This window comes from Meiothermus sp. QL-1 (genome assembly GCF_003351145.1).
Lineage (GTDB): Bacteria > Deinococcota > Deinococci > Deinococcales > Thermaceae > Meiothermus.
Genome location: NZ_QQSV01000003.1, coordinates 1 through 22,379 on the forward strand (window position 1 = coordinate 1; position 22,379 = coordinate 22,379).

Here is a 22,379-nt window from a genome sequence, read left to right on the forward strand (position 1 = left end):
CGTTCGGGTTCGCCGCCGCCGCTACGTACGTAATCGCCGCCGTCAGCGTCGTCTTCCCGTGGTCCACGTGCCCAATCGTCCCCACGTTCACGTGGGGCTTCGTCCGCTCAAACACGCCCTTGGCCATCCTTGCCTCCTTTGGCTTCCGCTGCTTTTTTCAGGAACACACCGCCCGCAGCGGTCGACGGGCGGTGTGGGTTTGGAGCTCGGGATCGGGCTTGAACCGACGACCTCACCCTTACCAAGGGTGTGCTCTACCAGCTGAGCTACCCGAGCGGAGCGCTTTCGCAAAGGCGCTGGCTGGGGGGAGCCCCAGCCCTTCGCCGTAAGCGCTTGGAGCGGGAAACGGGACTCGAACCCGCGACCCTCGGCTTGGGAAGCCGATGCTCTACCAACTGAGCTATTCCCGCACGGGCGCCTCGCGCCATCGCGGCGCCTGTCGCATTAGCGCGCCCACGGACCTTGGTGGGCAGGGGAGGATTCGAACCTCCGAACTCCGAAGAGAACAGATTTACAGTCTGTCGCCTTTAACCACTCGGCCACCTGCCCTTGTTTGGAGCCACCCATCGGAATCGAACCGACAACCTTCCGATTACAAGTCGGGTGCTCTACCAGTTGAGCTAGGGTGGCCCGGCTTGCGTTCCGATGGGGCGCCTTTGGACTTGGGGTCGAACCTCGTCCAAGAAGCAAGACTACATCACACCAAAAGGGCTGTCAAGTCGGTGTGGGGGTGGGGTATGCTTGTTTTTACAGGTCTGATTTGTTAGAGTGAGGGGATTTTGCGATGGTTCCACACTTTCCCAGTATCAACCTGTCCCGCCTTCTGCGCGAGGGGGGCACCGCTTCGGCCCAGGGCGAGATTACAGAGGCCATCCTGGTAGAACAGGAGCGGATACCCCTCCACACCCCGGCCCGGTGGCGGGTAAGCGTGACCCGGCTGGAGAGAGAGCAGGGCCAGGCCTTCTGGCTCTCGGGGGAGGTGGCCGGGTATGCCCTGATGGAGTGCCGCCGCTGTCTTGCCCCAACCCCAACCCCGGTGCGGGCTCATTTTCAGTACCTCCTGCGCTACGTGGCCGGTCTGGCCCACCCTGTGGTGGTGGAGGAGGATGAGGAGGACGTCCTCCTTTTTGGGCATCCTAACCTCGACCTGAGCCTGTTTTTGAGCGAGGCCTTTGCCCTCGAGCTGCCCTACACGGTGCTTTGCCGGGAGGATTGCAAGGGGCTCTGTCCGGTCTGCGGGGCCAACCGCAACGAGGTGGACTGCGGCCACAGGGAGGGTCGGACCCGCCTGGCCGAGGCGCTCGCGCGGCTGTTGCAGGAGTAGGCTAGAGGCGTGCGAGGGGTGCCCCCGGATTCCTGGCTGCGGCATCTAGAAAAGCACCTGCCCCTGGCCCGCACGGGCGAGGACCCCGAGGGGGTGCACCAGGTGCGGGTGGCGGGGCGGCGCCTGCGGGTCTGGCTTCGTTTGGCGGGTATGCGCGTGCTGGACGACGACCTGGCCTGGCTGGTGCGTTCGGCTGGCCGGGTGCGCGACCTGGAGGTGTTGCTCGGGATGAAGCTGCCCGAGGCCTTCCTCAAATGGGTCCGGGGCCTTTTGCAGGAAGCCCGGCTCGAGCTGCGGCCTGTGCTGGACTCCCCTCGGCTTGCGGGGTTGTTGCAGGCCCTTTCGCTTTTGCCCCCCCTGGAGCCCGGTTCGGCCAGGCTCCGGCTGGCCCGCTTTTCGGCCCAGGTGGAGCGGCGGGCGGCCCGGTGGATGCAGGAGGGGGGCTTTGAACCCATGCACGCCCTGCGGCGGGCCCTGCGCCGGCTGCGCTATGCGCGGGAGTGGCTGGGCGAGGATGCCCGAGAGGTCAAGGCCCTGCAGGAGGTTTTCGGGCGGGCAGGGGACCTGCACTTCACCCTGGGCTATTTGCAGCGCTTTGAGGCCGAGGGGGGAGGCCTGCCCCGGGGCTACCTTGGGCGCAAGGAGGTGGAGCTGGCGGCGGCCATGGAGGAGGCCCGGGCGGCCTGGCTGCGGTGGGGAAGCCGGGCTTTGCGGTAGGCTAGCGCCGATGAGCGCCTACACCTATGCCTACCGGGGCAGCCTCCTGGAAAACCGCCACCGGGTCTCCATAGCCATCGTCGGGCCGCGGGGGGCTTTGCTAGCCTACAGCGGCAACCCCGAACTGGTCGCCCCCTTGCGCTCCACCGCCAAACCCTTCCAGGCCCTGGCCCTCTACCTGAGCGGGGCCGTTCGGCGCTTCGACCTTACCCCGGCCGAGGTGGCCCTGTCCTGCGCTTCCCACGATGGCCGGCCGGAGCACGTGGCCCTGGTAGCCCGCTACCTGGAGAAGCTGGGGCTCGGCCCCGAGCACCTGGTGTGTGGAGCCCACCCACCCTTCGACCCCGAGGCCCGCGAGGCCCTGCAGCGGGCCGGCAAAGCGCCCGGCGTGCTGCACAACAACTGTTCGGGCAAGCATGCCGGGATGCTGGCCACAGCTTTGGCCCTGGGGGTTTCCCCCGAGGGCTACCACGAGGCGGCGCATCCAGTGCAGCAGCTTATTCTGCAAATTCTGCGCGAGCTATCGGGGCATGCTCACATCCCCCACGCGGTGGACGGCTGCAGCGTGCCCACCTTTGCCCTGCCCCTAGCCCCGGTGGCCCGGATGTTTGCCCTCCTGGCGGCACCGGAGGCAGCGCCGGCACGGTACCAGGAGGGACTGGAAGGGGTGTTCTCGGCCATGCGGCAGCACCCTGAGCTGGTGGCGGGGCCCCACAGCATCGATACCGTGCTCATGCGGCGGGTGCCAGGGCTCCTAGCCAAACGGGGGGCCGACGGCTACTACGGCCTGGCCCTGCGCGAGAGCCGTCTGGGGCCCGTTGGGGTGGCCCTCAAGGTGGAAAGCGGCTCCAGCGAGGCCCGTGAGCCGATGGTGGTGCGGCTTTTGGAGGTCCTGGGGCTGCTTTCGCCTGAGGTAGAGCTGCCCTGGCGCCGGCCCGTGCTGCGCAATGTGCGCTGGGTGCCGGTGGGGCACCTCGAGGCCCGGCTCGAGCTCAACTGGGTGCGCTAGCCCTGCACGATGCGGCGGGTGGGGTAGGGGATGCCGATGCCCTCAGCGTCCAGCCGCAGCTTGATCCGGCGGCGGAACTCCCGCCCCACGGCCCACTGCTCCTTGGGCTTGGTGGTGAACATGACCCGAATTACAATCCCCGACTCCCCGAGCTGCTGGATGCCCAGCATCTCCGGGGGCTGGTCGGTGAACCGGGGGCGCCAGTCGGGGTCGTGGTAGAAGGCCAGGGCCTCTTCCCGCACCACCTCCAGGGCCCGGTCGACCGGCGATTCGTAGGCCACCGAGACATCCACCACGGCCCGGGCCCAGTCCCGGCTCATCACCGTAACCTGCTGGATGGTGGAGTTAGGGATGAAGTGCACCCGGCCCTCCAGGTCGCGCAGCACCGTGAGGCGCAGGTTGAAACGCTCCACCGTGCCCGAAAGCTGCCCCACGGTGATCACGTCCCCCACCCCGTACTGGTCCTCCAGCAGGATGAAAAACCCATTTAGGACATCGCGGATGAGGTTTTGTGCGGCCAGCGAGATGCCAAGCCCCACCACCCCCGCCCCGGCCAGCAGGGCGGTCACGTTGAGGCCCAGGTTGGAGAGGACCAGCAGGGTTCCCAGCACCACGATGAGCACCTGCAGGACCGACTCGAGCACGCTCTTTAGGGTCTGCGCCCGCACCTGCTCCCGGCTGAACTCCCCCGAGCCCACCGGCACCCGTTGCAGCAGCCGGGGTATCAGCCGCCAGGCCAGCGAGGTGGACCCCAGGATGAGCAGGATGGCCAGCCCCCGTTCCCCCAGCCAGCCCAGCAGGGTCTCCCCCCAGGCCTGCAGGGGTCCGTCTATCTGCCAGAGGTGGGCCAGGAGCGAGAGCAGGGCCAGCCCCACCAGGCCCCACCAAAGCCGCCCTGCCCAACGCCAGTAGCGGTCGTCGCGCGTATCGGGGGTGAGCCGGCCCAGCCAGGCCGCCAGGCCGGCCCCTGCGCGGCCAAGCCAGTAGCCCAGAAGGAGCAGGCCCAGGCTGAAGACCCCCCGCAGCCAGAGGTTTTCCACTGCTAGCCCACCTCCTTTAGCCGGGCGATGCCCTCCCGCACCCGCTCCACCAGACCGGCCCTCACACTGGCATGGGCCTTGCGCAGCGCGCTCAGCACCGCCCTCGCGTCCGCCGAGCCGTGCCCGATGAAGACCGCCCCCTCCACCCCCAAAAGGGGCATGGCCCCGTACTCCGCGGGGTCCATCTTGCTCCGCAGCTTCCCCAGGGCGGGCCGCACCAGCCAGGCCCCCAGCCGGGTTAGCCAGGAGCCGCCCGCGAGGGCCTCGCGAATCCAGCGGAAGAGGGTCTGGGCCTCGCCCTCGGCCAGCTTGAGCACCACGTTCCCGGTGTAGCCATCGGTGACCACCACCTCGGTGGTGCCCCGGAAGATGTCCCGCCCCTCCACGTTGCCGTAAAACCGGAGCCCCGGCGCGGCCTTCAGGCGGGGAAGGGTCTTCAGGGTCAGCTCGTTGCCCTTCTCCTCCTCCTCGCCAATCGAGAGCAGCCCCACCTGGGGGTTCTCCACCCCCTGGGCCCGGGCGTAGGCGGCGGCCATCGCTGCGAACTGCACCAGCCACTCCGGCTTGCAGTCCACGTTGGCCCCCCCGTCGACCAGGTAGGTGCGGCCCCGCTCGCTGGGCAGCTCGATGAGCAGCGTGGGCCGGTCCACCCCGGGGATACGGCCCAGGGTGAAGAGGGCCGCGGCCAGCGTGGCCCCGGTGTGGCCCATGGCCACCACGGCCGAGGCTTCTCCTCGCTTCAAAAGCTCCATGCAGATGTTGATGGAGGCCTGCCGCTTTTTTCGCACCTCGGTGGCGGGGTCGCGCATGGTGATGTACTCCGGGGCCTCCACAATGGGAAGCTCCCCTCCTTGCCGGCGGAGTTCTTCCTCCAGCGCCGCGCGCTGGCCCACCAGCACCACCGGGATACCTTCCCGCTGCGCCTTCAGGGCGCCTTCTACCGTGACCTGGGGGGCCCGGTCTCCCCCCATGGCATCCAGGGCGATGGGTTTCATGGGCTATAGCCTAAGGCCCCTAGGAAAGCTCTACCAGGCCACCGGCATGGCCTTGTGCCCCCGGATGACGAAGCCGCCCGTGTACTCTATTCGGTCGGTGGCCAGGTGGATGCCAGGAAGCCGCCTGAATAGGGTTTGGAAGGAGACCTGCAGCTCGAGCCGCGCCAGGGGGGCCCCCAGGCAGTAGTGGATGCCAAGGCCAAAGGTGAGGTGGGGGTTCTCCGGCCGGGTGAGCCAGAGCCGGTCGGGGTCGGGGAATTTGCGTGGGTCCCGGTTGCCCGAGGCGTACATGAGGGCCACCTCCTGCCCTCGCTTTAGCTGGAGGCCCCTGTACTCCATGTCCTCCAGCACCCAGCGCTCGAACATGGGCAGGGGGGTGTCGTAGCGCAAGAGCTCCTCTACCGCCAGCTTGAAGAACTCGGAGCGGTTCTTGGCTGCGGCTTCCCGCACCTCCTCCAGGGCCTCTGGGTTGCGGGATAGGGCCAGGAACCCGGCGGTGGTGCCGTTGACGGTGGCCTCGTGGCCGGCGTTCAGCAGCAGGATGCTGTTGGCCACCAGCTCGTCGGGGGTGAGCTTTTCCCCCTGTTCCTCCACCTCCACCAGAGCACTTATGAGGTCATCCCTGGGCCGCCGGCGGCGCTCCTCGGCCAGAGCGCGGATGTACTGGGAAAACTCCACCACGGCCTGATTGGCCTCCCGCGCTTGCTCTTCGGTGTAGCCGAGCTCGTAGAGCTTCACGATTTTGGCTGACCAGGGGCGCAAGAGATGGCGGTCTTCTTCTGGAACACCCAAAAGCTCGGCAATCACCGTTACCGGCAGGGGCTCGGCGTAGTCCTTGAGCAGGTCCATCTGCCCCTGGTCCTCGGCCCGGTCGAGGAGCTGGTGCACGATGCGCTCGACCCTGCCCCGCAGACCCTCTACCCGGGCTGGCGTGAAGACCTTCATGAAGAGCCCCTTGAGGCGGGTGTGCTTGGGGGGCTCGTTGTCGAGCATGTGGTTTTCCTGGAAGTGGTCGAAGTCCCGGGTCAGGGGGTTGGGCGGGGGCCAGCCCAGCTCGTCGCGGGAGAGAATGTGGGTGATTGAGCGCCCCAGCCGCCGCTCGCGCAGCAGGTTGGCGATGTCGTCGTAGCGCAGGAAAAAAATCTTGTTCCAGACCGGGTCAAAGAAGACCGGAAGCTCCTCCCGCAGCGTGCGCAGGGTGGGGTAGGGGTCGTAGACGAAGGCCGGGTCGTTGATGTTGAGGTGGTGGGTTTGCACGGCCTGGGGTAGGCGGGAGGGCCGGGGGTGCGCTGCTAGGCGCTTACGGGGACGTGTTTGTTCAGGCGGGCCACAAAGTTGCTCTTGGGAGCAGCCCCCACCATGACCTCCACCGGCTGCCCGTTTTTGAAGAGGATGATGGTGGGAATGCTCATCACCCGGTACTTCATGGCCGTCTGGGGGTTCTCGTCCACATCCAGTTTGGCCACGGTAACCCGGCCCGCATACTCCTTGGCCAGCTCCTCCATTACCGGGGCCACCATGCGGCAGGGCCCGCACCACTCGGCCCAGAAGTCCACCAGCACGAACTGGTTTTCCTTGAGCACGCTCTCAAAATTGGCATCGTTCACTTCGATGGGTTTGGCCATGGGTGTACCTCTCCTCGGCCAGGTGGCCGATTAGCTCTACACTTTAGCACCCCTGGCGGGTCGCAGGGAATGCCAGTACACTTTTCATAGTGCGTTTGGCGGACACCCCGGAGGTTCAAGCGGCCCTGGCTTTGTGGCGAAAGGGGCAGTTTTGGGAGGTGCACGAGGTGCTCGAGCCCCTCTGGCAGCGGCTTGCGGGGCCAGGCCGCGAGCTGGTCCAGGGCCTTATCCTCCTGGCGGCCGCCCTGCATAAGGCCAAAACCAACCCCCGGGGGGGTTGGCGCAACTTCAGCAAGGCTCTGGCTCGTTTAGAGGGACTGCCTGCGGAGTACGAGGGAATCCCGGTGGCAGCCCTGGTAGAGGAGGCGCGGAGGGCGCTGGAGAACCCCTAGCCCTCCAGCCAGCCCACCGCCCAGACCTCGCCCTGGCGCAGCTCGAGCCTTATCGCCCGCAGGTCGGTGGAGGCGGGCCCCCTCAGCAGGGTGCCGTCGGCCCGGAACTGACTGCCGTGGCAGTTGCACTCCATGATGCCCCGCTGGTCGGGCAGGGGTACGGTGCAGCCCTGGTGGGTGCAGGTGCGGCTAAAGGCCACCAGGAAGATCTCGCCCAATCGTTGTACGCGGGAGCTGGGTCTTTCTGGGGGGGCAACCCGCAGCAGGTAGGCCGGCTCCCCGGCGAAGGTGAAGCTGGCCTCTGCTCCCACCCGCTCCAGCCGGCCCAGCTCCACTACCCGCACCGGCCGGGGCTGGGCCCGGGCTGGAGAGCCCAGGCCCCAGGCCAAGGCCGCGGCCAGCAAGGCTCGGCAGGTGCTGCGGCGGTTCATATGAGGGTCAGGCCAGCACGTCTTCGGGGTGCAGGATGGGGGCCTGGGCGCGGGTCTTGAGCACTTCCAGGGCCTCCTGCTCGCTCATCACCGGGTTCTGGAAGCGGATGCCCAGGGCCCGGGTCATCAGGGTGAAGTTGTAGGTGTTGTCGATGAGCCCAACGCGGGCGGTGTGCACGCCGCGCCCATAGACGCCGAAGAGGGTGGGGGTGGCGGTGTGCTGGCCCGAGTTCCAGCCGATGTTGGCCCGGTTGACCCGGTTGGCTTCGGTCTGGCGCATGACCCAGGAGAAGGTGTTGGCGGGCTGGATACCGTAGCGCACCGCATCGGGCAGGTAGGTCCGCTGGGTGACAGCAGCCGCTGCGGCCTGGGCCTGCTCCGGGGTGAGGGCCACCCCTTTCAGGGTGCGGAAGAGCTCGGCGATGGCCTCAGGGGTGGGCTGGTTGCCCAGCCGGGCCTGCATGAACTCGAAGGAGGCCTTCTCGTTCTTGAGGAGGTCGATTCCCTCGCTGCTCAGGCGGTACGAGGGCCCGGTCCCATACAAAGCCGGTGCGCCGCAGCCGTGGTCAGAACCTATGATGAGGAGGGTGTCGGGGTTCTGGTCCACGAAGTTCATCACCACCTCCAGGGCCTCATCGGCGGCCAGGATGTCCCAGAGGGTGGTGGCGGCATCGTTGAGGTGGTTGGCGTGGTCGATGCGGGCCGCCTCCACTTGCAGCACGAAGCCCTTGCTGTGCGCGGCCAACCGGGGCAGGGCGGCGCGGGTCATCTCGGCCAGGCTGGGCACCGCTACGCCCTGGAAGCGGCGGTCGATTTCGTAGGGCACGTGGCTGCTGCTGAACACCCCGAGCAGCTTGGAGGCGTTGGAGGCCTGCAGTTCGGCCAGGGTCCGGACCACCCCGTAGCCCTTGGCCGCGTAGGCCGCGTACATGTCCTTTTTGTCGCGCCGCACCGCGGGGTCGAAGAAGCGCTGCCCGCCCCCCAAGTAGACCTGGGCCCCGAACTCCAGGTACTGCTCCGCAATCTGTTCCTCGGCGTTGCGGTCGGGGTTGGTGACCAGGAAGCCCGCCGGGGTGGCATGGGTCACGGTGGCGGTGGTGACCACCCCCACGGCCTTACCCTGCTGCTTGGCCAGGGCGAAGATGGGGGTGAGCGGGCGCCCATCGATGTGGATGGCCAGGCCGCCGTTTACTGTCTTGACCCCGGTGCTCCAGGCGTTGGAGGCCGCGCTCGACTCGGTGACGAAGCTGGTGAGGCTGTGGGTGTTTTGCAGACCGCTAACCCCGGTGGCCAGGAAGCGCTCCAGGGCCAGTGGGCGGCCTAGCACCCGCCGGGCGTAGAACTGGGCGATGGCGTAGTCCTCCCAGCCCATTCCGTCATAGGCAAAGAAAATCAGGTTGCGCGCGCGGACTAGGATGCCGGGCTGATTGGCCTGGGCGCTTTGAGCCTGGGCCGAGAGGGCCGCCAGGGCCCCGGCGGCTACGCCAGCTTTGAGCAAGTCTCTGCGTTTCACGCTGCATCACCTCCCATTTCAAGGTAGGCCGCTAGGGTCAGCTCGCTGTCACGCTCTCAAAGACCAGGGCGGACTGGGGGTGCCTTGACCTTCTCCTGACCTTGCTTACCTAGATTCAGTCCTGGGAATAGCAACCATTCCCAGGAAACGGCCTAAAGCTATCCCCAAAGGAGGCTTATGATCGAGCTCGAGAAGGAGTACCGTCCGGAGAACCATGTGGGTGGACGCTCCCCCGCGACCTGCCACTGGAAGTGCGGCGATGCTTGTGCTCAGCCCATCCTGAACCAAAGCGAGAACACCTACCTGCGCGATGTGGTGGAGGAGGCTCTGTCCCGCCGGGGGTTCCTGGCGGCGAGCCTGGGTGGGCTTTTCATCCTGGCGGGGGTCTCCAACCTGGCCCGGGCCCAGGGCAGCAGCCTCAGGTTCAAGCCCATTGGCCTTTCCACCGAGGACCGGGTCATTGTGCCCGAGGGCTACACCACCAACGTGGTGATCCGCTGGGGCGACCCCATTGGGCGGGGGGCCCGGCGTTTCAACGTCAACGACTGGGACGCCCGCTCGCAGGAGCAGGCCTTTGGCTACAACTGCGACTACATCTCCTGGCTGCCCCTGCCGGGCTATGCCTCGGGCAACTCGGCCCGGGCCATCCTCTGGGCCAACCACGAGTACACCAACCCCGAGCTGATGTTCCCCGGCTACAAGCAAGGCAGCCCCACCAAGGAGCAGGTGGACATCGAGCTGGCGGCCCACGGGGGAACGGCGGTAGAGGTGCGCCGGGCTAGCGACGGCAGCATCTACTACCTGCCGGTTTCGGTCTACAACCGCCGCATCACCGCCACCACCCCCATGGAGCTCACCGGTCCTGCCGCCGGCCACCCCCTGCTGCAGACCAAGGCCGACCCCACCGGGCGCCGGGTGCTGGGCATGCTCAACAACTGCGCCGGTGGAACCACTCCCTGGGGCACCATCCTGACTGCCGAGGAGAACTTCAACCAGTACTTCGCCGGCCTCAACGCCCTGCCCGACGGGCTGGTCAAGCGCAGCCATGCCCGTTACGGGCTGCCGGGGGGCAACAGCAGCCGGCGCTGGGAGCTCTTCTACGAGCGCTTTGACCTGACCAAGGAGCCCAACGAGCCTTTCCGGCACGGCTGGATCGTGGAGATTGACCCCTACGACCCCACCTCCACCCCCAAGAAGCGCACCGCCCTGGGCCGCTTCAAGCACGAGGGGGCCGAGGCCACCGTGGCCCCCAGCGGTCAGGTGGTGCTCTACATGGGCGATGATGAGCGCTTTGACTACCTGTACAAGTTTGTCACCAAGGGCCGCTTCAACCCCAGCGACCGCAAGGCCAACATGAACCTTCTGGACGAGGGTACGCTCTACGTGGCCCGCTTCAACGCCGACGGCACCGGGGTCTGGCTGCCCCTGGTGCACGGCAACGGTCCCCTGACCGCGGCCAACGGCTTCAACAGCCAGGCCGACGTACTTATCCACACCCGCCTGGCCGCCGACCTGCTGGGTGCCACCAAGATGGACCGGCCCGAGGATGTGGAGCGCAACCCCGTCACGGGTGCGGTCTACGCGGTGATGACCAACAACAGCCGCCGCACCCCGGCCCAGGTAGACGCCGCCAACCCCCGCCCCGACAACCGCCACGGGCACATCATCGAGATTCTGGAGGCTGGCAACGACCCTACCTCCACCACCTTCCGCTGGGCCCTTTTCCTGGTAGCGGGCGAGCCCTCCGACCCCAGCACCTACTTTGCTGGCTTCCCCAAGGACAAGGTCTCGACCTTCTCCTGCCCGGACAACATCACCTTCGACCAAGCCGGCAACATGTGGATTGCCACCGACGGGCAGGACAGCTCGCTGCGCAAGAACGACGGGGTCTTTGCCGTGCCCACCCAGGGTCCCGAGCGCGGCTATGTGCGGCAGTTCATGTCGGCCCCGGTGGGAGCGGAGGTCTGCGGCCCCATCTTTACCCCCGACAACAAGAACTTCTTCGCCGGCATCCAGCACCCGGGCGAGGGGGGCACTTTGGAGAAGCCGGTGAGCACCTGGCCCGATGGCACCAACGTGCCCAGGCCCTCGGTGGTGGCGGTGCGCAAGCTGGACGGGGGCATCATCGGCGGCTAACCACCCCTTCGGACCCTTCCCCGATCGGGGAAGGGGTTCTGTTTATGAAACGGCGCCTGCTCCTCAAGGGGCTGCTGGGGCTTTGGGCGGGCCCGGGCGCGGCGCAGCAGCCACGGGTGAGGGTCGCTGCGGTAAGCCAGTTTCCTGAGGTGGGGAGCTACGTCAACTTCAGCTATCTGAACAGACCGGCCACGGTTATTCGGGTAGCAAAGCCACCCCACATCACCCCGCAATACCTGCAGGCCGGGCCGGATGTATACCTGTCGGGCTACCTGCGCGAGTGCCCCCACAACGGCTGTGAGGTGCGCTTTCACCCTTCAGCGAGCACCCTTTTGGTCTGTTACTGCCACGGAAGTCTGTTCCGCCGGGCCGATGGGCGTTTGGAGGCAGGGGTTGCCGGCGAGGACCTGCCGGGCCTGCGGCTGGAGCTCGAGGGCGAAGATGTTGTGGTGGTAGGTCTGGCAAACCCTGCCTAAGTCGAGCACCATCACGAGCCGCCCACCCCCCCGGCCCTCGTGCACCCGGCCTCGTCAGGGTTCGAGCACCTCCAGCACCCCCAGGCAGGCCCTGCTGCTCATCTCCACCAGCAGCAGGGTCTCGCCAATGGCGGCAAGCGCACCGCAGGGCCGTGCCCCTCCGAGGCCGTAGATAAGGAGGTGGCCCGGCGAGTGCAGAAGGCGGACGCCGCCGGGCTCGGGGGCCAGGCATAGGCGTTCCAGAGCCGGGTCGGCCTGGCCGAGGTCCACCGGCTGCATGAGCACCAGATGCTGGCGGCGGGACTCAGGGCTCGAGCCCAGGTAGTCGAGCCGCGCGCGGGGTTCGGGCACCCCCTCAAAGGCCAGGAAGAGCAGCTCGCCCAAGGGTTTTTGCCCGGCCATGAGCTGTATGGCCTGCCCAAAGGGCACCAGACCCTGGCGGGCGATGGGGGCCCCTTCGACATGCAGTGCGATGGTGGCGGGCTGCCCCAAAAGGCGCAGCCCACCCCGGCCCAATGCGAGGCAGAGGTTGTGCAATACGGGAAGGTTGAGCCTGCGTCCTAGGTCGAAGGGTTTCAGCCCGCCCAGCTCGAGGCTGATCAGGTGCCCATCGAGGGCGCAGAAGGCCTTGCCCCAGCGGGCAGGGGTGGCCTGGCGGGGGGGGACCACGGCCAGCCCCAGCAGGGGCCTGGCCTGGTGGTACACCCAGGCCACCTCATCCCAGGGGAGGATGTCCCCCACCCCCAAAGCTTCCGGCGCTCGCAGGGCAAGGCCTTCAGGTAGCTGCTGCAGCCGGGCCCCCTCGGGGGTGCCCAGAAGCAGGAGGCCCTGGAGCAGAGGGTGGCCCCAGCGCGCCCCCAGATTGGCGGTGCAGCCCGGGGAGAGCTCGAGCGGCCGGGGGACCCCGGAGGGCCTGGGGGCCTCGGTATCGGTAGAGGTAGGAGACCTTTTGGGCCGCCATCCCAGACGGCCCAGGAGGTCTTTGGCCCCTTGCAGCAGCTTGGGATGCTTCATGGCCCCTACCCAGCATACGCCCCGGTGGGCGGCCCGAAGTCAACCCAGGGCTGGGTTAGCTCTCACTCACGCTTCACACGCTTCGCATATGGTTGGCAGCATGAAGCGATGCCTGCCCTTCGCAGTACTGCTGGGCCTAGCCCTCGCGGCCCCCATCGAGGAGGTGGAGATCCGGGGGGCCGACCCGGTGCTGGCCGCCTTGGTGCGGGTGGCCCTGCCTTTTGGGGCGGGGGACGAGCCGGGGGACCTCGAGCAGGCCCGGGCCGCAGTGCTCAACACCGGCTACTTCCGCAACGCGCGGGTCAGCCTGGTGGGCAACCGGCTGGTGGTGGAGGTAACCCCCAACCCCAGCATCGCCAAGGTGGCGGCCACCTCCCGCGTTTTTCCGGAAAGCAGCGTGCTGCGCTACCTCGAGACCGAGCACGCCATTGGGGCGGGTTCAATCTTCAACCCCAAAAGGGCCACCGAGGCGGCGCAGGCCTTGGCCCGCATCTACCGCAACGAGGGCTTTCCCTTCGAGCCCCGCGTCACCCCTGAGGCCAAGGACGTGCCCGAGGGGGTCGAGCTTACCTTCCGCATCGAGGAGAGTCCCGAGCTCAAGTCGGTGGAGCTGGGGGCCGCTACCTACGTGCCCAAGGAGCGCCTGGAGCCCCTTTTCCAGGGGGTGATTGAGGACGGCCGCTTTTCCTTTGAGCGTTACCGCGAAGCCGTGGGTCGTGTTGCCGAAACCTACGCGGCGGCGGGCTTCCGGGGCAGCGGGGTAGACCTGGCCCGCACCGCTTTGTCGGACGGTGTCCTGCGGGTGGCCTTCAGCGAGCTCAAGATAGCCGAGATCAACGCCCAGGGGGTGGACGTGGCCCCGCTGGGGCTCAGGGTGGGCGACCCCTTCAACCTTGACCGGGTCTTAGACGGGGTAAACGCGCTCTCCCGCAGCCTGGGGCGGGTGGTCGAGTTCCGGCCCGAGCGGGTGGGCCAGGATGGGGTGCGGCTTACCTTTCAGCTCGGCGAGCAGCGCTTCGGCACCATCCGGGAGGTGCGCCTCGAGGGAAACACCGCCCTGCCCACCGAGCAGCTTCTGGCCCGCGTGCGCCTCAAGCCTGGCGATGAGTACAACCCCGCCCTGGCCAACGAGGACTTTGCCCGGCTGCTGCGGGAGTACCGCGAGGCCGGTTACGACCTGGTGCCCCAGCCCGAGTTCAGCTTTCGCGACGGGGTGTACGTGCAGCGGCTGCGCGAGCTGCGCATTGCCGGCTACCGCATAGACCCGCCCTTGACCCGCACCGACCCCAGCGTTTTCCTGCGGGAGCTGCCCCCGGTGGGCAGCCTCTTCTCGGTGGCCGCGCTGCGCCAGGGCATCACCAACGTGCTGCGCACCGGCTTGCTGCGCGAGCCGCCCAGCGTGCGGCCCCAGCAGGGGGATAAGCCCGAGGATGTGGTGCTGGTGCTGAGCTTCCGCGAGGCTCAGACCGGGAGCCTGGTGCCGGCCATCGCCTGGAGCAGCCTGACGGGCTGGGAGGGCAGCATCAGCATTGGCGACACCAACCTCTGGGGCTTGGCCCATCAATACAACATCTCCTTGGGGATCAACCCCAACGATGCCGGACAGTTCATCACCTTCAGCGCTTCTTACCGCATTCCCTGGATTTACATCGATTTTGCTGATTTCAAAGAGGTGCGCACCTCCTTCAGCGTCAGCTTCTACAGCCAGCCCCAGGCCAACATCAACTTCCCCCTGCAGCAGCTCTACAACGGTTCGGTCCCCGATCTCAACGGCGACGGGGTCATCGATAGCAACGACACCACCGCCAACTGGCAGTACACCGAGCGCAAGACCGGTCTGAGCTTTTCCATTGCCCGCCCGCTGAGCAAGGACTTCCCCAACCTCAGGCTTTCGGCAGCGCTGGGCTGGGAGTGGAGCATTCCCACCCTGGAGGTCAACGACCCCAACCGCCCCCGCTGCTTGGTACGGGCAAACGATGGGGCCAACACCGCCAACCCCTCGGTGGCCGAGGATACCGCCTGCAGCAACGCGCTTTTGCAGGATGCCCTCAACCGCTTTGAGCAGAGCGTGCGGGAGTACCAGGCCATCACCCTTACCCTGGGGGCCACCTACAGCACCCTGAACAGCCCCAGCTTCCCCACCCAGGGCTTCTCGGTCAACCTCAGCACTGGGTACGGGATTACCTTCCCCAAGGGCGGCGACCCCGCGCAGTTCGTGCCCGTGGTCCTCACCGCGCGGCAGTACTTCCAGCTCGACCAGGCCGCCCGCCAGGCTTTGGGCCTGAGGGTCTCCTTCGGTACCATTTTGGGGACGGCCCAGGACAGCCAGAAGTTCAGCCTGGGAGGCAACAGCAGCGACATCACCACCCTCCGGGGCTACGACCCCCGCTTCCTCGACAAAGGCACTACGGTGCTGAATGGCACCATCGAGTACGGCTACGACTTCGGTCTTTCGCCCACCGGCGGCACCAATCTTTACGGCTTTGTGTTTGCCGACTTTGGCCGGTTGTGGCCGGCAACAGGCGACCTGGACGCCTTCTTTCTGGGGGCTGGCGTGGGGCTGCAGCTCAACCTCGACCTGCTGGGGGCGGTTCTGCCGCCCATCCGGCTGGACTACGGTTTTAGCCAGCGCAACCCCACGGGCCGCTTCGCCCTGCGGCTGGGGGTGAATTTCTAGCGCCTGCCCGTACCGGAGCAGCAATCACAGCCCAATGATGCGCAGGAGGTGGTGCTCGAGGCTCTCCACCGCCTGCTTGATGTGCCACTGGGCCTTGTCGCGTACTCCGGCAATGTTCGAGACCGCCCGCAGCTCCGCCCCCTTCAGCCCCAGCCACAAGCAGGTCTGGGCAAAGGCGGCCCCCTCCATGTTCTCTAGCTCGGCCCGCCACCGTTGTGAAAGCTCCTGCGCCTCGGCTGGGGTTTCCGAGAGCAGGTCGCGGGTGAGGAAGGTCTTGCCGGGCAGGCCCAGCCTGGCCTTGAGTTCGTGGGTGAAGGCCCGGTCCAGCGGGAAGCGATTGTAATAGGGGGCGCGCCCTTTCTCCAGGACAGGAAAGCCCACGGCCTGCATTCCGCCCTCCCTCAGCCCCAGGTCGGCCTGGACCTCCTCCTCGGCCAGCGCCGCGTCGCCTATTTGCAGCGCTGCCCCCGGGTACACCCCGGCAATCCCGAAAAGCAGGGCCCGCTCGAGGGGGTGGCGCTGGGCGAAGGCGGCCAGGGTGGCGGCGGTGTTGACCTTGCCGATGCCGCTTTCGAGCCAGACCCAGCCCTCGCCCCAAAGCCCCCTGCGCCCATAGAAGTCGAAGCGCCGGCCCCTCAGGAAGGCGGCCTCGAGGTGGGTGGGGCTCAGAAGGAGGAGCATGGGCCGCTAGTCCACCACCCTGAACCCCAAAGCCTCGGCCCGCTCCACGAAGAACTGGATGTTCTCGCTTTTGGTCTCCCCGCCCAGGCTCTTGCGCTCGTAGGCGCCCTCAGCAGCCAGGATCATGGTCTCGGCCAGGCAGGCCGGTACGGCCCCTTCGCCAAAGTGCAGGTCGAGGTTGCCGCGCATGGCCCCGGGGGGCCGCACCACCCCCCCGGGAATTACCCGCACCCCTGGCACCCGCTTGACCGACTCGTCCACGTCGGGGGGTACCCCCTCGTCGTAAATCCAGGCGCCGGGTTTCACATGCTCGGGGAAGATGACCGGCCTGGGGTCGGAGGTGGCGGTGAAGACCAGGTCGGCCTCCTTAATGGCCGAAATATCTAGGGTGGTAATAAGCTCGGGCACCGGCTGGCCCTTGCGCTCCAGGTTTTGCCGGAGGGTGGCGGCGCTTTTCTCCAGGCGCTCGAGGTTGCGCCCCACCAGAATTAACCTGCCCACCAGCGGTGCGATCTGCCGGGCGATGCCGAAGGCTACCACCCCGTTGGCCCCCACCACCGCCGCGGTGGCCTCCTTGAGCCTGCGGCCGCTTTCCTCGAAGTGGGCCAGGATACCTGGAATGGCGGCCTTGACGGTGCCTGCTGTGTAGGCCCCGCCGTTGGTGACCTCAATCTCAGGCACGGCTTCCTGCACCTTTTTTCCCTTCTCGCCCACCACGCTCCAGAAAGCCCCCAGGCCCACCACCGTGCAGCCCAGCTCCCGGGCCAGCCGGGCCCCCTGGATGGCCCGCATGGTGGCGAGTTCGGGTTTGGACACGATCTGATGGGGCAGGAGGGGTGCGGAGATAAGGTGGCAGCGAATCTCGCGCCCGTCGGTGGTCCTGACCCCCCGCAGCTCGCCCACCTTCATGGGACGGAAGGCCAGGGCGATGCGCTCGACCCAGCTTTGCGGGATGAGCCCCCGGGCAATCAGGGGCCTGGCCCAGCGGAAACGAGGGCTTTGGAAGAGGTCTTCTAAGGTGAGGGGGTGAATCATGAAGCCGCAGACCACCTGCTTCTCCGAGGGAAGCGGTGGGGGTTCGCCCAGGCGGGGCTCGGTCCCCTCGAGCATCCGCCCGATGTTTTCCTTATAGCGCCAAAGGGCCAGAGCCAGAAGCCCCCAGGCCGCCAGCTTGGCCCACCCCGGGAGGGGCTCGAGGCTGAGGCCCACGGCCAGCCCCAGCGGCAGGCTCAGGGCGGCGAGCGAGGCGTGGCGGCTCAGGAGCAGGGTCAGGGCGGCCAGGCTCAGCACCCCCACGGCGAGGAGATAGGGCAGGCCGCCATAGTAAAGGCCCAGGACGATGCCCAGGAGCACCCCTGCCCCCCGGCCCCGGAGGGGCCTGTTTTGGGGGTTGAAGAGGGGGTAGAGGTGGCCTGCGTACACCAAAAAAGCGAAGACCACCCCCCAGGCCAGGCCGGATAGCCCCCCCAGGGCGCTGGCTAGGAACCCCTTGAGAAGGTCAAGACCAAAGGCCAGCAGCGCAGGGCCGCTGCCCAGCCGCCTGAGGGCGTTCTCCAGGCCCAGGTTATAGCTGGAGGCCAGCCTGGGGTCCTTTCCGCTCAGCCGCTGGGCCGCCCAGTAGCCCAGGGGCAGCGCGCCCAGCAGGTAGGCCAGAAGGGCCAGCATCGCTATCATCGGCCCAACCTTACCAGATGGTCACCTATGGAAGCCAGGGGGCCCAGGTGCTAGAATCGGGGTGCCTGCTGGGCGGGCGCTCGTAGCTCAGCATGGATAGAGCGAAGGTTTCCTAAACCTTAGGTCGCAGGTTCGAGTCCTGCCGGGCGCACCAGCAAAAGGCCGGGGCCTATGGGCCCTGGCCTTCGGGTTTTTCCCACACCGCCCAGGTGCGGTGGTGCCCCTCCATCCACCCCTCCCCCCAGGCCCGGAGGCGAAGGCCCGGTGGGGGGTGGAGCAGCTCGCCCTCCTGCCAGTAGTGACCGGCCTGGCTGCCCCGCCGGGCCGCTTCCTGCTGGGTGAAGCCCTCCAGGAGGACCAGTCCGCCGGGGGCCAGCCGTTCGGAGAAGACCCCCAGCAGGGGCCGGTGGAGGAAGTAGGTCTTCACGATGCCGGCAAAGGGCCCGGGTGGCAGGGGGGGGTGGGGGGCTTCCAGGTCGGCCTCGAGGGCCCAGAGGGGCAGGCCCTGCTCCTTGGCCCTAGACCGGACGAACTCCAGCGCCACCCGGCTTCGCTCCAGCAGCAACACCGGATGCCCTCGCCCGGCCAGGAACAGGGCGTTGCGCCCCATGCCCCCTGCCAGGTCGAGCACCGGTCCTGGGGGCAGCAAAGGGGCGTAGGCCGCCACCACGAAGGCGGGTTGGACCAATGGGGAAGCCATGAGGTAGTGGGCGTCCCAGTCCTTGGGCATGGTTCAGCTCTCGGGGGTGCGGCGAAGAGCCCAGAGGCTTCCCAGCGCAATAATGGCAAAAGTTACGCTCAGGAAGAAGGCTTGCGGCAGGTGAAGCGCCAGCTCGGGGCGGTGCAGCCAGACCTCGCTCCCGTGGCCCCAGCCCTCTAGGGTGAGCTTGAGCCCGGCCCAGCCCACCACCGCGTAGGCCACGGTCTCGAGCCGCGGGTAGCGCTCGATAATCGTGACCATGATGCCTGCTGCCAGCCGGATGAGGAGGATTCCGATGGCCACCCCGGTGAAGATCACCCAAAACTCCCGGCTGAAGGCGATGACCACCAGCACCGAGTCCACCGCAAAGGCCAGGTCCACCAGGTTGATCATGGCCACAATCCGCCAGAAACTGGCTGCGGCGGCTTGCTGGAGCTTCAGGTGCTCCTCGCCGCTTTGCGGCTTGCGGCGGAGGAGGTGGTTAGCGGCCAGGTAGACCAGATAGAGCCCGCCCAGGAGCTGAATCCACCAGATTTTGATGATGACCGTGGCGAAAAGGAGGGCCAGCCCTCGCAGGATGTAGGCCCCGATGATGCCATAAAGCAGGGCCCTGGAGCGCAGGTGCTCCGGCAGAGGGCGCACCATGACTGCCAGCACCATGGCGTTGTCCACCGAGAGCACGGCCTCGAGGGCCACGATAATCAGGATGGCGGCAATAGCGGCTCCAAACTCCATACGCCTAAGCCTATCACCTCCCGAAGAGGTACCTGAGGGCCGGGGCCAATCCCTGCCGCCAGGTCATCCAGTTGTGGCCGGAGGGACGCTCGGTGTAGAGGTGGGGGTAGCCCTTGTCGGCCAGCATGGCGGCAAAGCGGCGGTTGGGGGCCAGGAGCCACTCGAGCTGTCCCGTCTCGCAGTAAAAGCGCAGGGGCAGGGTGGGGCTTTGTTGGTACTGCTGGGTGAGCCACTCGGGGTCGGTGTAGGAATCGCCCCCTGCGGGCGAGGCGGTGAGGCAGGCCGACTGGGTGGCCAGCTTGGGGAAGACCCCCGGGTGCCGCCAGGCCAGCCAGGCCGAGACCAGCCCACCCAGGCTGGCGCCCAGCAGGGCTTTTTCCGGGGTGGGGCCGTAGGCAGCCTCCACTGCGGGCACGGCCTCCTCCAGCACGAAGGTCTCGTAACGCGGGTTGAACCAGTACTCGCTGCGGCGGTCCTCGGGTTCCAGGAACACGATGCGGATGGGGTGAATCTGGCCGAGCTCTAGCAGGGCCTGGGCCACTTCGGCCAGCTTGGCGGTGCGGTAGTAGGCCACCCCGTCGTGCACGTAGAGGGTGGCCCGGGCGGGTTCTGGCGGGTTGTAGACGTAGTAGCGCCGCAGGGCGCCGAAAGCCTTGGAATGGAGCCGGTGCCGCTGGACCTCCACCGGGCGGGTAGGGTTGGGTGGCGGGGTGGGGTCGAACCCCGGCAGCTCGATGGCCCTAGGGTAGCTCCACCAGGGGTTTTGGGCCCTATGAGGGTTGTCGGGGTCGGGGAAGGGCTCTTTTTGTTCGTCCAGGAAGGCGTATTCGATGTAGGCCCCGGGGGGAAACTCGAGGGTGATGGGCCCGGGAAGGGGGATGGGCCTTTTCTCCCAGTCGGTGAAGTCGCCCACCAAATAGCGGGCTTTGGGCGGTGGGTAGAAGGTGACGTTGCGGCCGTGTACCTCGACCATACCCCATCCAGCCTACGGGCCGGCGGTGGGTTTTCCTAGCCGGGGCATTTTTCTTACTCGCCTTGGGTATTCTGGACCCGTGAAGGTCGGGATTGTGGGTACAGGAGCGGTGGGCTCGAGCGCGGCCTATGCCATGGTCATGGCCGGGGTGGGGAGCGAGCTGGTGCTGGTGGACCTGAACGCCCGGCTGGCCCAAGCCCAGGCCGAGGACCTCCTGCACGCCACCCCCTTTGCCCACGCCCTCCGGGTGCGGGCAGGGCACTACGAGGACCTGGTGGGGGCGGCCATCGTGGTGATTGCCGCGGGGGTCAACCAGCAGCCGGGGGAGACCCGGCTCGAGCTCCTGGGGCGGAATGCGAGGGTCTTTGAGGACGTAATCCCCAAGACCGTGGCCGCTGCCCCCGAGGCCGTGCTGCTCATCGCCACCAACCCGGTGGACATCATGACCCAGGTGGCCCAGCGCCTTTCGGGTCTGCCGCCTGAGCGGGTAATTGGCTCGGGTACCATCCTCGACACAGCTCGCTTCAAAGCCCTCTTAGGCGAGCATCTGGGCATCTCGCCTTTTTCGGTTCATGCCTACGTTCTGGGCGAGCACGGCGACTCCGAGGTGCTGGTCTGGTCGGAGGCCCGGGTGGGCGGAGTGGGCCTGGCGGAGTTTGCCCAGCAGGTGGGCCGCCCGCTGGGCCCTGAGGTGCGGGCCCGCATCGACGATGGGGTGCGCCGGGCAGCCTACCGCATCATCGAGGGCAAGGGGGCCACCTACTACGGGATTGGGGCCGGGCTGGCCCGGTTGTGCCAGGCCATTTTGGCCGACGAGCGGGCGGTCTTCACGCTTTCCATCCTGAACCCCGAGGTGGAGGGGGTGCCCCAGGTGGCCCTCTCGCTGCCGCGGGTGCTGGGCTGGGGTGGGGTGGTGCACACCCTGACCCCTACGCTGGACCCGGAGGAACATAGGGCCCTGCGCCAAAGCGCGGAGCTGCTCAAGCGAGCGGCGCAAGAACTGGGGTTTTGAGTAGTATGGCCCCATGGCCAATTCCTGCGGAGCGGTGTTGGCCTGGTTGGAGCCGCCCTCGGAACCCTCGTGCGGCGCGCTGGCCGGGCTGGACTTCGCGGTCAAGGATGTCTTCGATGTGGCGGGGCTGCCCACCCAGGCGGGCAACCCCGACTTTGGCCGGCGCTGGGGGGTGCCCCAGCGGGATGCCTGGGCAGTGGCGCGGCTCCGGCAAGCGGGGGCTCGGCTTGTGGCCAAAACCCACACCCATGAACTGGCCTATGGGGTCACCGGCCTCAACCCCCACTTCGGCACCCCCCAGAACCCCAGGGTGCCTGGGGGAATCCCCGGGGGCTCCTCTTCGGGGTCGGCGGTAGCGGTGGCGGCAGGGTTGGTACCGGTTGCGCTGGGTACCGATACGGCCGGCTCGGTGCGGATTCCCGCTTCTTTGTGCGGCGTCTTCGCCTACAGGCCCACCCATGGGGCCATACCTACCCAAGGGGTGGTTCCCCTGGCACCGAGCTACGACACGGTAGGCCTGCTGGCTGCCGAGCCTGGGGTGATGGAGCGCTGCGCAAGGGTCTTGCTCTCCGAGGCCTTGCCGGGGGTTTCATTTGAGCGTGCGATTATCCTGCGCGATGCCCTCGAGCTCTGCACGCCAGAGGCCCAGGCTGCCGTAGAGCGGGTGGCCCTGCGGCTGGAGTCCTCAGGCCTGGAGCTTGAAGAGAGGTCCCTTGGCCTGCTAGAAGAGGCGCGGGAGGTTCAACGGGTGTTGCAGGGTGCCCAGGCCTGGGGCTTTCACCAGGAGTGGCTCGAGACGGCGCAGCCCCGCCTGGGCGAGGATGTGCGCAGACTTTTCGAGATGGCCTCGAGGTTTACCCCAGGCGAGATTGGGCGGGCGCTGGGCGAGCAGGTGCGCCTAAGAGCCGAGATGGGTGCCTGGTTTTTGCCCGGTACGCTTGTACTGCTGCCCGCAACCCCTGGTTCAGCCCCATTGGTGAGCGAATTGCAAGAAGCAGAAGCGGCTCTGGCCTTTCGTTGGCGCGCCCTTAGCCTCACCTGTTACGCCAGTGTGCTGGGCACGCCGGTGGTCTCGCTGCCCGCCGAACTTCCAGGTGAAAAGCCCATTGGGGTGCAGCTTGTGGGGCCTTGGGGTAGCGATGTGGGTTTGCTACACCTTGCGCAGAGGGCTTTTGGTTTGGGGCCTCTGGGTTGATGTGCCGCCAGCAGTAAAACATAACACAAGCTGATAGCCGGCTCCCGGAATACCGCTGTG

General features: G+C 67.3%; 22 protein-coding genes and 5 tRNA genes. 10 read left to right on the forward strand and 17 right to left on the reverse strand.

From position 1 onward, the window contains the following. From DV704_RS04785 to DV704_RS04805, 5 genes are all read right to left on the reverse strand, one after another. On the reverse strand, positions 1-127 hold a 127-nt coding region (locus tag DV704_RS04785), incomplete at its 3' end, for a GTP-binding protein (protein ID WP_233498265.1). 73 nt (positions 128-200) lie between these two features. Next, positions 201-276, reverse strand: a tRNA-Thr gene (locus DV704_RS04790). A 58-nt stretch (positions 277-334) separates the two neighbouring features. Beyond that, a tRNA-Gly gene (locus tag DV704_RS04795) sits at positions 335-410 on the reverse strand. 53 nt (positions 411-463) lie between these two features. Further along, positions 464-549 (reverse strand) — tRNA-Tyr (locus DV704_RS04800). 5 nt (positions 550-554) lie between these two features. Then, a tRNA-Thr gene (locus tag DV704_RS04805) sits at positions 555-630 on the reverse strand. A 154-nt stretch (positions 631-784) separates the two neighbouring features. On the opposite strand from DV704_RS04805, the gene DV704_RS04810 reads away from it, so the two are divergent. The 3 genes from DV704_RS04810 to DV704_RS04820 are packed head-to-tail and all read left to right on the forward strand — an operon-like array spanning position 785 to position 3,050. Beyond that, the gene (locus tag DV704_RS04810; RefSeq protein ID WP_114798443.1) at positions 785-1,324 is read left to right on the forward strand and encodes a DUF177 domain-containing protein; all 540 of its coding nucleotides are present in this window, start codon (positions 785-787) and stop codon (positions 1,322-1,324) included. 9 nt (positions 1,325-1,333) lie between these two features. Then, positions 1,334-2,041: a CHAD domain-containing protein gene (locus tag DV704_RS04815; protein WP_114798444.1), complete on the forward strand. Its 708-nt coding sequence runs from the start codon at positions 1,334-1,336 to the stop codon at positions 2,039-2,041. 10 nt (positions 2,042-2,051) lie between these two features. Further along, positions 2,052-3,050 (forward strand): asparaginase, encoded by a 999-nt coding sequence (locus DV704_RS04820; RefSeq protein ID WP_114798445.1) that lies wholly within the window; start codon positions 2,052-2,054, stop codon positions 3,048-3,050. On the opposite strand, the gene DV704_RS04825 is transcribed toward DV704_RS04820, so the two are convergent. Genes DV704_RS04825 through trxA form a run of 4 tightly spaced genes read right to left on the reverse strand, consistent with a single transcriptional unit; the run spans position 3,047 to position 6,710 of the window. After that, on the reverse strand, positions 3,047-4,090 hold the full coding sequence (locus DV704_RS04825; protein ID WP_233498246.1) for a mechanosensitive ion channel family protein: 1,044 nt from the start codon (positions 4,088-4,090) through the stop codon (positions 3,047-3,049). The two genes, DV704_RS04820 and DV704_RS04825, sit on opposite strands and share 4 nt — an antisense overlap. A gap of 2 nt (positions 4,091-4,092) precedes the next feature. Then, positions 4,093-5,085, reverse strand: coding sequence for a phosphate acyltransferase PlsX (gene plsX / locus DV704_RS04830; RefSeq protein ID WP_114798446.1), 993 nt, complete (start codon positions 5,083-5,085; stop codon positions 4,093-4,095). Positions 5,086-5,115: 30 nt separating this feature from the next. Beyond that, positions 5,116-6,342, reverse strand: a complete 1,227-nt coding sequence (locus DV704_RS04835) for a cytochrome P450 (RefSeq protein ID WP_114798447.1) — start codon at positions 6,340-6,342, stop codon at positions 5,116-5,118. Between the two features lie 35 nt (positions 6,343-6,377). Beyond that, positions 6,378-6,710 carry a thioredoxin gene (gene trxA, locus DV704_RS04840; RefSeq protein ID WP_114798448.1) on the reverse strand — a complete coding sequence of 111 codons (333 nt, stop codon included), beginning with the start codon at positions 6,708-6,710 and terminating at the stop codon, positions 6,378-6,380. 89 nt (positions 6,711-6,799) lie between these two features. On the opposite strand from trxA, the gene DV704_RS04845 reads away from it, so the two are divergent. Continuing rightward, positions 6,800-7,102, forward strand: a complete 303-nt coding sequence (locus tag DV704_RS04845; protein WP_114798449.1) for a DUF309 domain-containing protein — start codon at positions 6,800-6,802, stop codon at positions 7,100-7,102. On the opposite strand, the gene DV704_RS04850 is transcribed toward DV704_RS04845, so the two are convergent. Further along, entirely contained in the window at positions 7,099-7,533 is a 435-nt protein-coding gene (locus tag DV704_RS04850) for a ubiquinol-cytochrome c reductase iron-sulfur subunit (protein ID WP_114798450.1), read from the reverse strand. The two genes, DV704_RS04845 and DV704_RS04850, sit on opposite strands and share 4 nt — an antisense overlap. Before the next feature lie 7 nt (positions 7,534-7,540). Then, the gene (locus DV704_RS04855) at positions 7,541-9,046 is read right to left on the reverse strand and encodes an alkaline phosphatase (RefSeq protein ID WP_114798451.1); all 1,506 of its coding nucleotides are present in this window, start codon (positions 9,044-9,046) and stop codon (positions 7,541-7,543) included. Between the two features lie 177 nt (positions 9,047-9,223). On the opposite strand from DV704_RS04855, the gene DV704_RS04860 reads away from it, so the two are divergent. Further along, a complete protein-coding gene (locus tag DV704_RS04860) occupies positions 9,224-11,182 on the forward strand; it encodes a PhoX family phosphatase (protein WP_114798452.1) in 1,959 nt (652 codons plus the stop codon). Between the two features lie 44 nt (positions 11,183-11,226). Then, on the forward strand, positions 11,227-11,658 hold the full coding sequence (locus tag DV704_RS04865) for a Rieske 2Fe-2S domain-containing protein (RefSeq protein WP_114798453.1): 432 nt from the start codon (positions 11,227-11,229) through the stop codon (positions 11,656-11,658). A gap of 54 nt (positions 11,659-11,712) precedes the next feature. Here DV704_RS04865 and DV704_RS04870 read toward each other — a convergent pair whose 3' ends face one another. Continuing rightward, positions 11,713-12,672, reverse strand: coding sequence for a hypothetical protein (locus tag DV704_RS04870; RefSeq protein ID WP_114798454.1), 960 nt, complete (start codon positions 12,670-12,672; stop codon positions 11,713-11,715). A 100-nt stretch (positions 12,673-12,772) separates the two neighbouring features. Here DV704_RS04870 and DV704_RS04875 point away from each other — a divergent pair, with 100 nt between their 5' ends. Further along, entirely contained in the window at positions 12,773-15,349 is a 2,577-nt protein-coding gene (locus tag DV704_RS04875) for an outer membrane protein assembly factor (protein ID WP_233498247.1), read from the forward strand. 24 nt (positions 15,350-15,373) lie between these two features. On the opposite strand, the gene mqnB is transcribed toward DV704_RS04875, so the two are convergent. Both mqnB and DV704_RS04885 read right to left on the reverse strand, forming a co-directional pair. Further along, positions 15,374-16,030: a futalosine hydrolase gene (gene mqnB / locus DV704_RS04880; protein ID WP_114798456.1), complete on the reverse strand. Its 657-nt coding sequence runs from the start codon at positions 16,028-16,030 to the stop codon at positions 15,374-15,376. A gap of 6 nt (positions 16,031-16,036) precedes the next feature. Beyond that, on the reverse strand, positions 16,037-17,704 hold the full coding sequence (locus DV704_RS04885) for a glycerol-3-phosphate acyltransferase (protein WP_114798457.1): 1,668 nt from the start codon (positions 17,702-17,704) through the stop codon (positions 16,037-16,039). Positions 17,705-17,780: 76 nt separating this feature from the next. On the opposite strand from DV704_RS04885, the gene DV704_RS04890 reads away from it, so the two are divergent. Continuing rightward, positions 17,781-17,858 (forward strand) — tRNA-Arg (locus DV704_RS04890). Between the two features lie 15 nt (positions 17,859-17,873). Here DV704_RS04890 and DV704_RS04895 read toward each other — a convergent pair. The 3 genes from DV704_RS04895 to DV704_RS04905 are packed head-to-tail and all read right to left on the reverse strand — an operon-like array spanning position 17,874 to position 20,112. After that, entirely contained in the window at positions 17,874-18,434 is a 561-nt protein-coding gene (locus tag DV704_RS04895; RefSeq protein WP_114798458.1) for a bifunctional 2-polyprenyl-6-hydroxyphenol methylase/3-demethylubiquinol 3-O-methyltransferase UbiG, read from the reverse strand. Between the two features lie 3 nt (positions 18,435-18,437). Beyond that, the gene (locus DV704_RS04900) at positions 18,438-19,139 is read right to left on the reverse strand and encodes a hypothetical protein (protein WP_114798459.1); all 702 of its coding nucleotides are present in this window, start codon (positions 19,137-19,139) and stop codon (positions 18,438-18,440) included. A gap of 13 nt (positions 19,140-19,152) precedes the next feature. Then, positions 19,153-20,112, reverse strand: a complete 960-nt coding sequence (locus DV704_RS04905) for an alpha/beta hydrolase-fold protein (protein ID WP_114798460.1) — start codon at positions 20,110-20,112, stop codon at positions 19,153-19,155. A 79-nt stretch (positions 20,113-20,191) separates the two neighbouring features. Here DV704_RS04905 and DV704_RS04910 point away from each other — a divergent pair, with 79 nt between their 5' ends. Further along, complete coding sequence (locus DV704_RS04910; protein ID WP_114798461.1) at positions 20,192-21,124, forward strand: L-lactate dehydrogenase; 933 nt, start codon at positions 20,192-20,194, stop codon at positions 21,122-21,124. Between the two features lie 13 nt (positions 21,125-21,137). After that, the gene (locus DV704_RS04915; RefSeq protein WP_114798462.1) at positions 21,138-22,319 is read left to right on the forward strand and encodes an amidase family protein; all 1,182 of its coding nucleotides are present in this window, start codon (positions 21,138-21,140) and stop codon (positions 22,317-22,319) included. Positions 22,320-22,379: the final 60 nt, after the last annotated feature.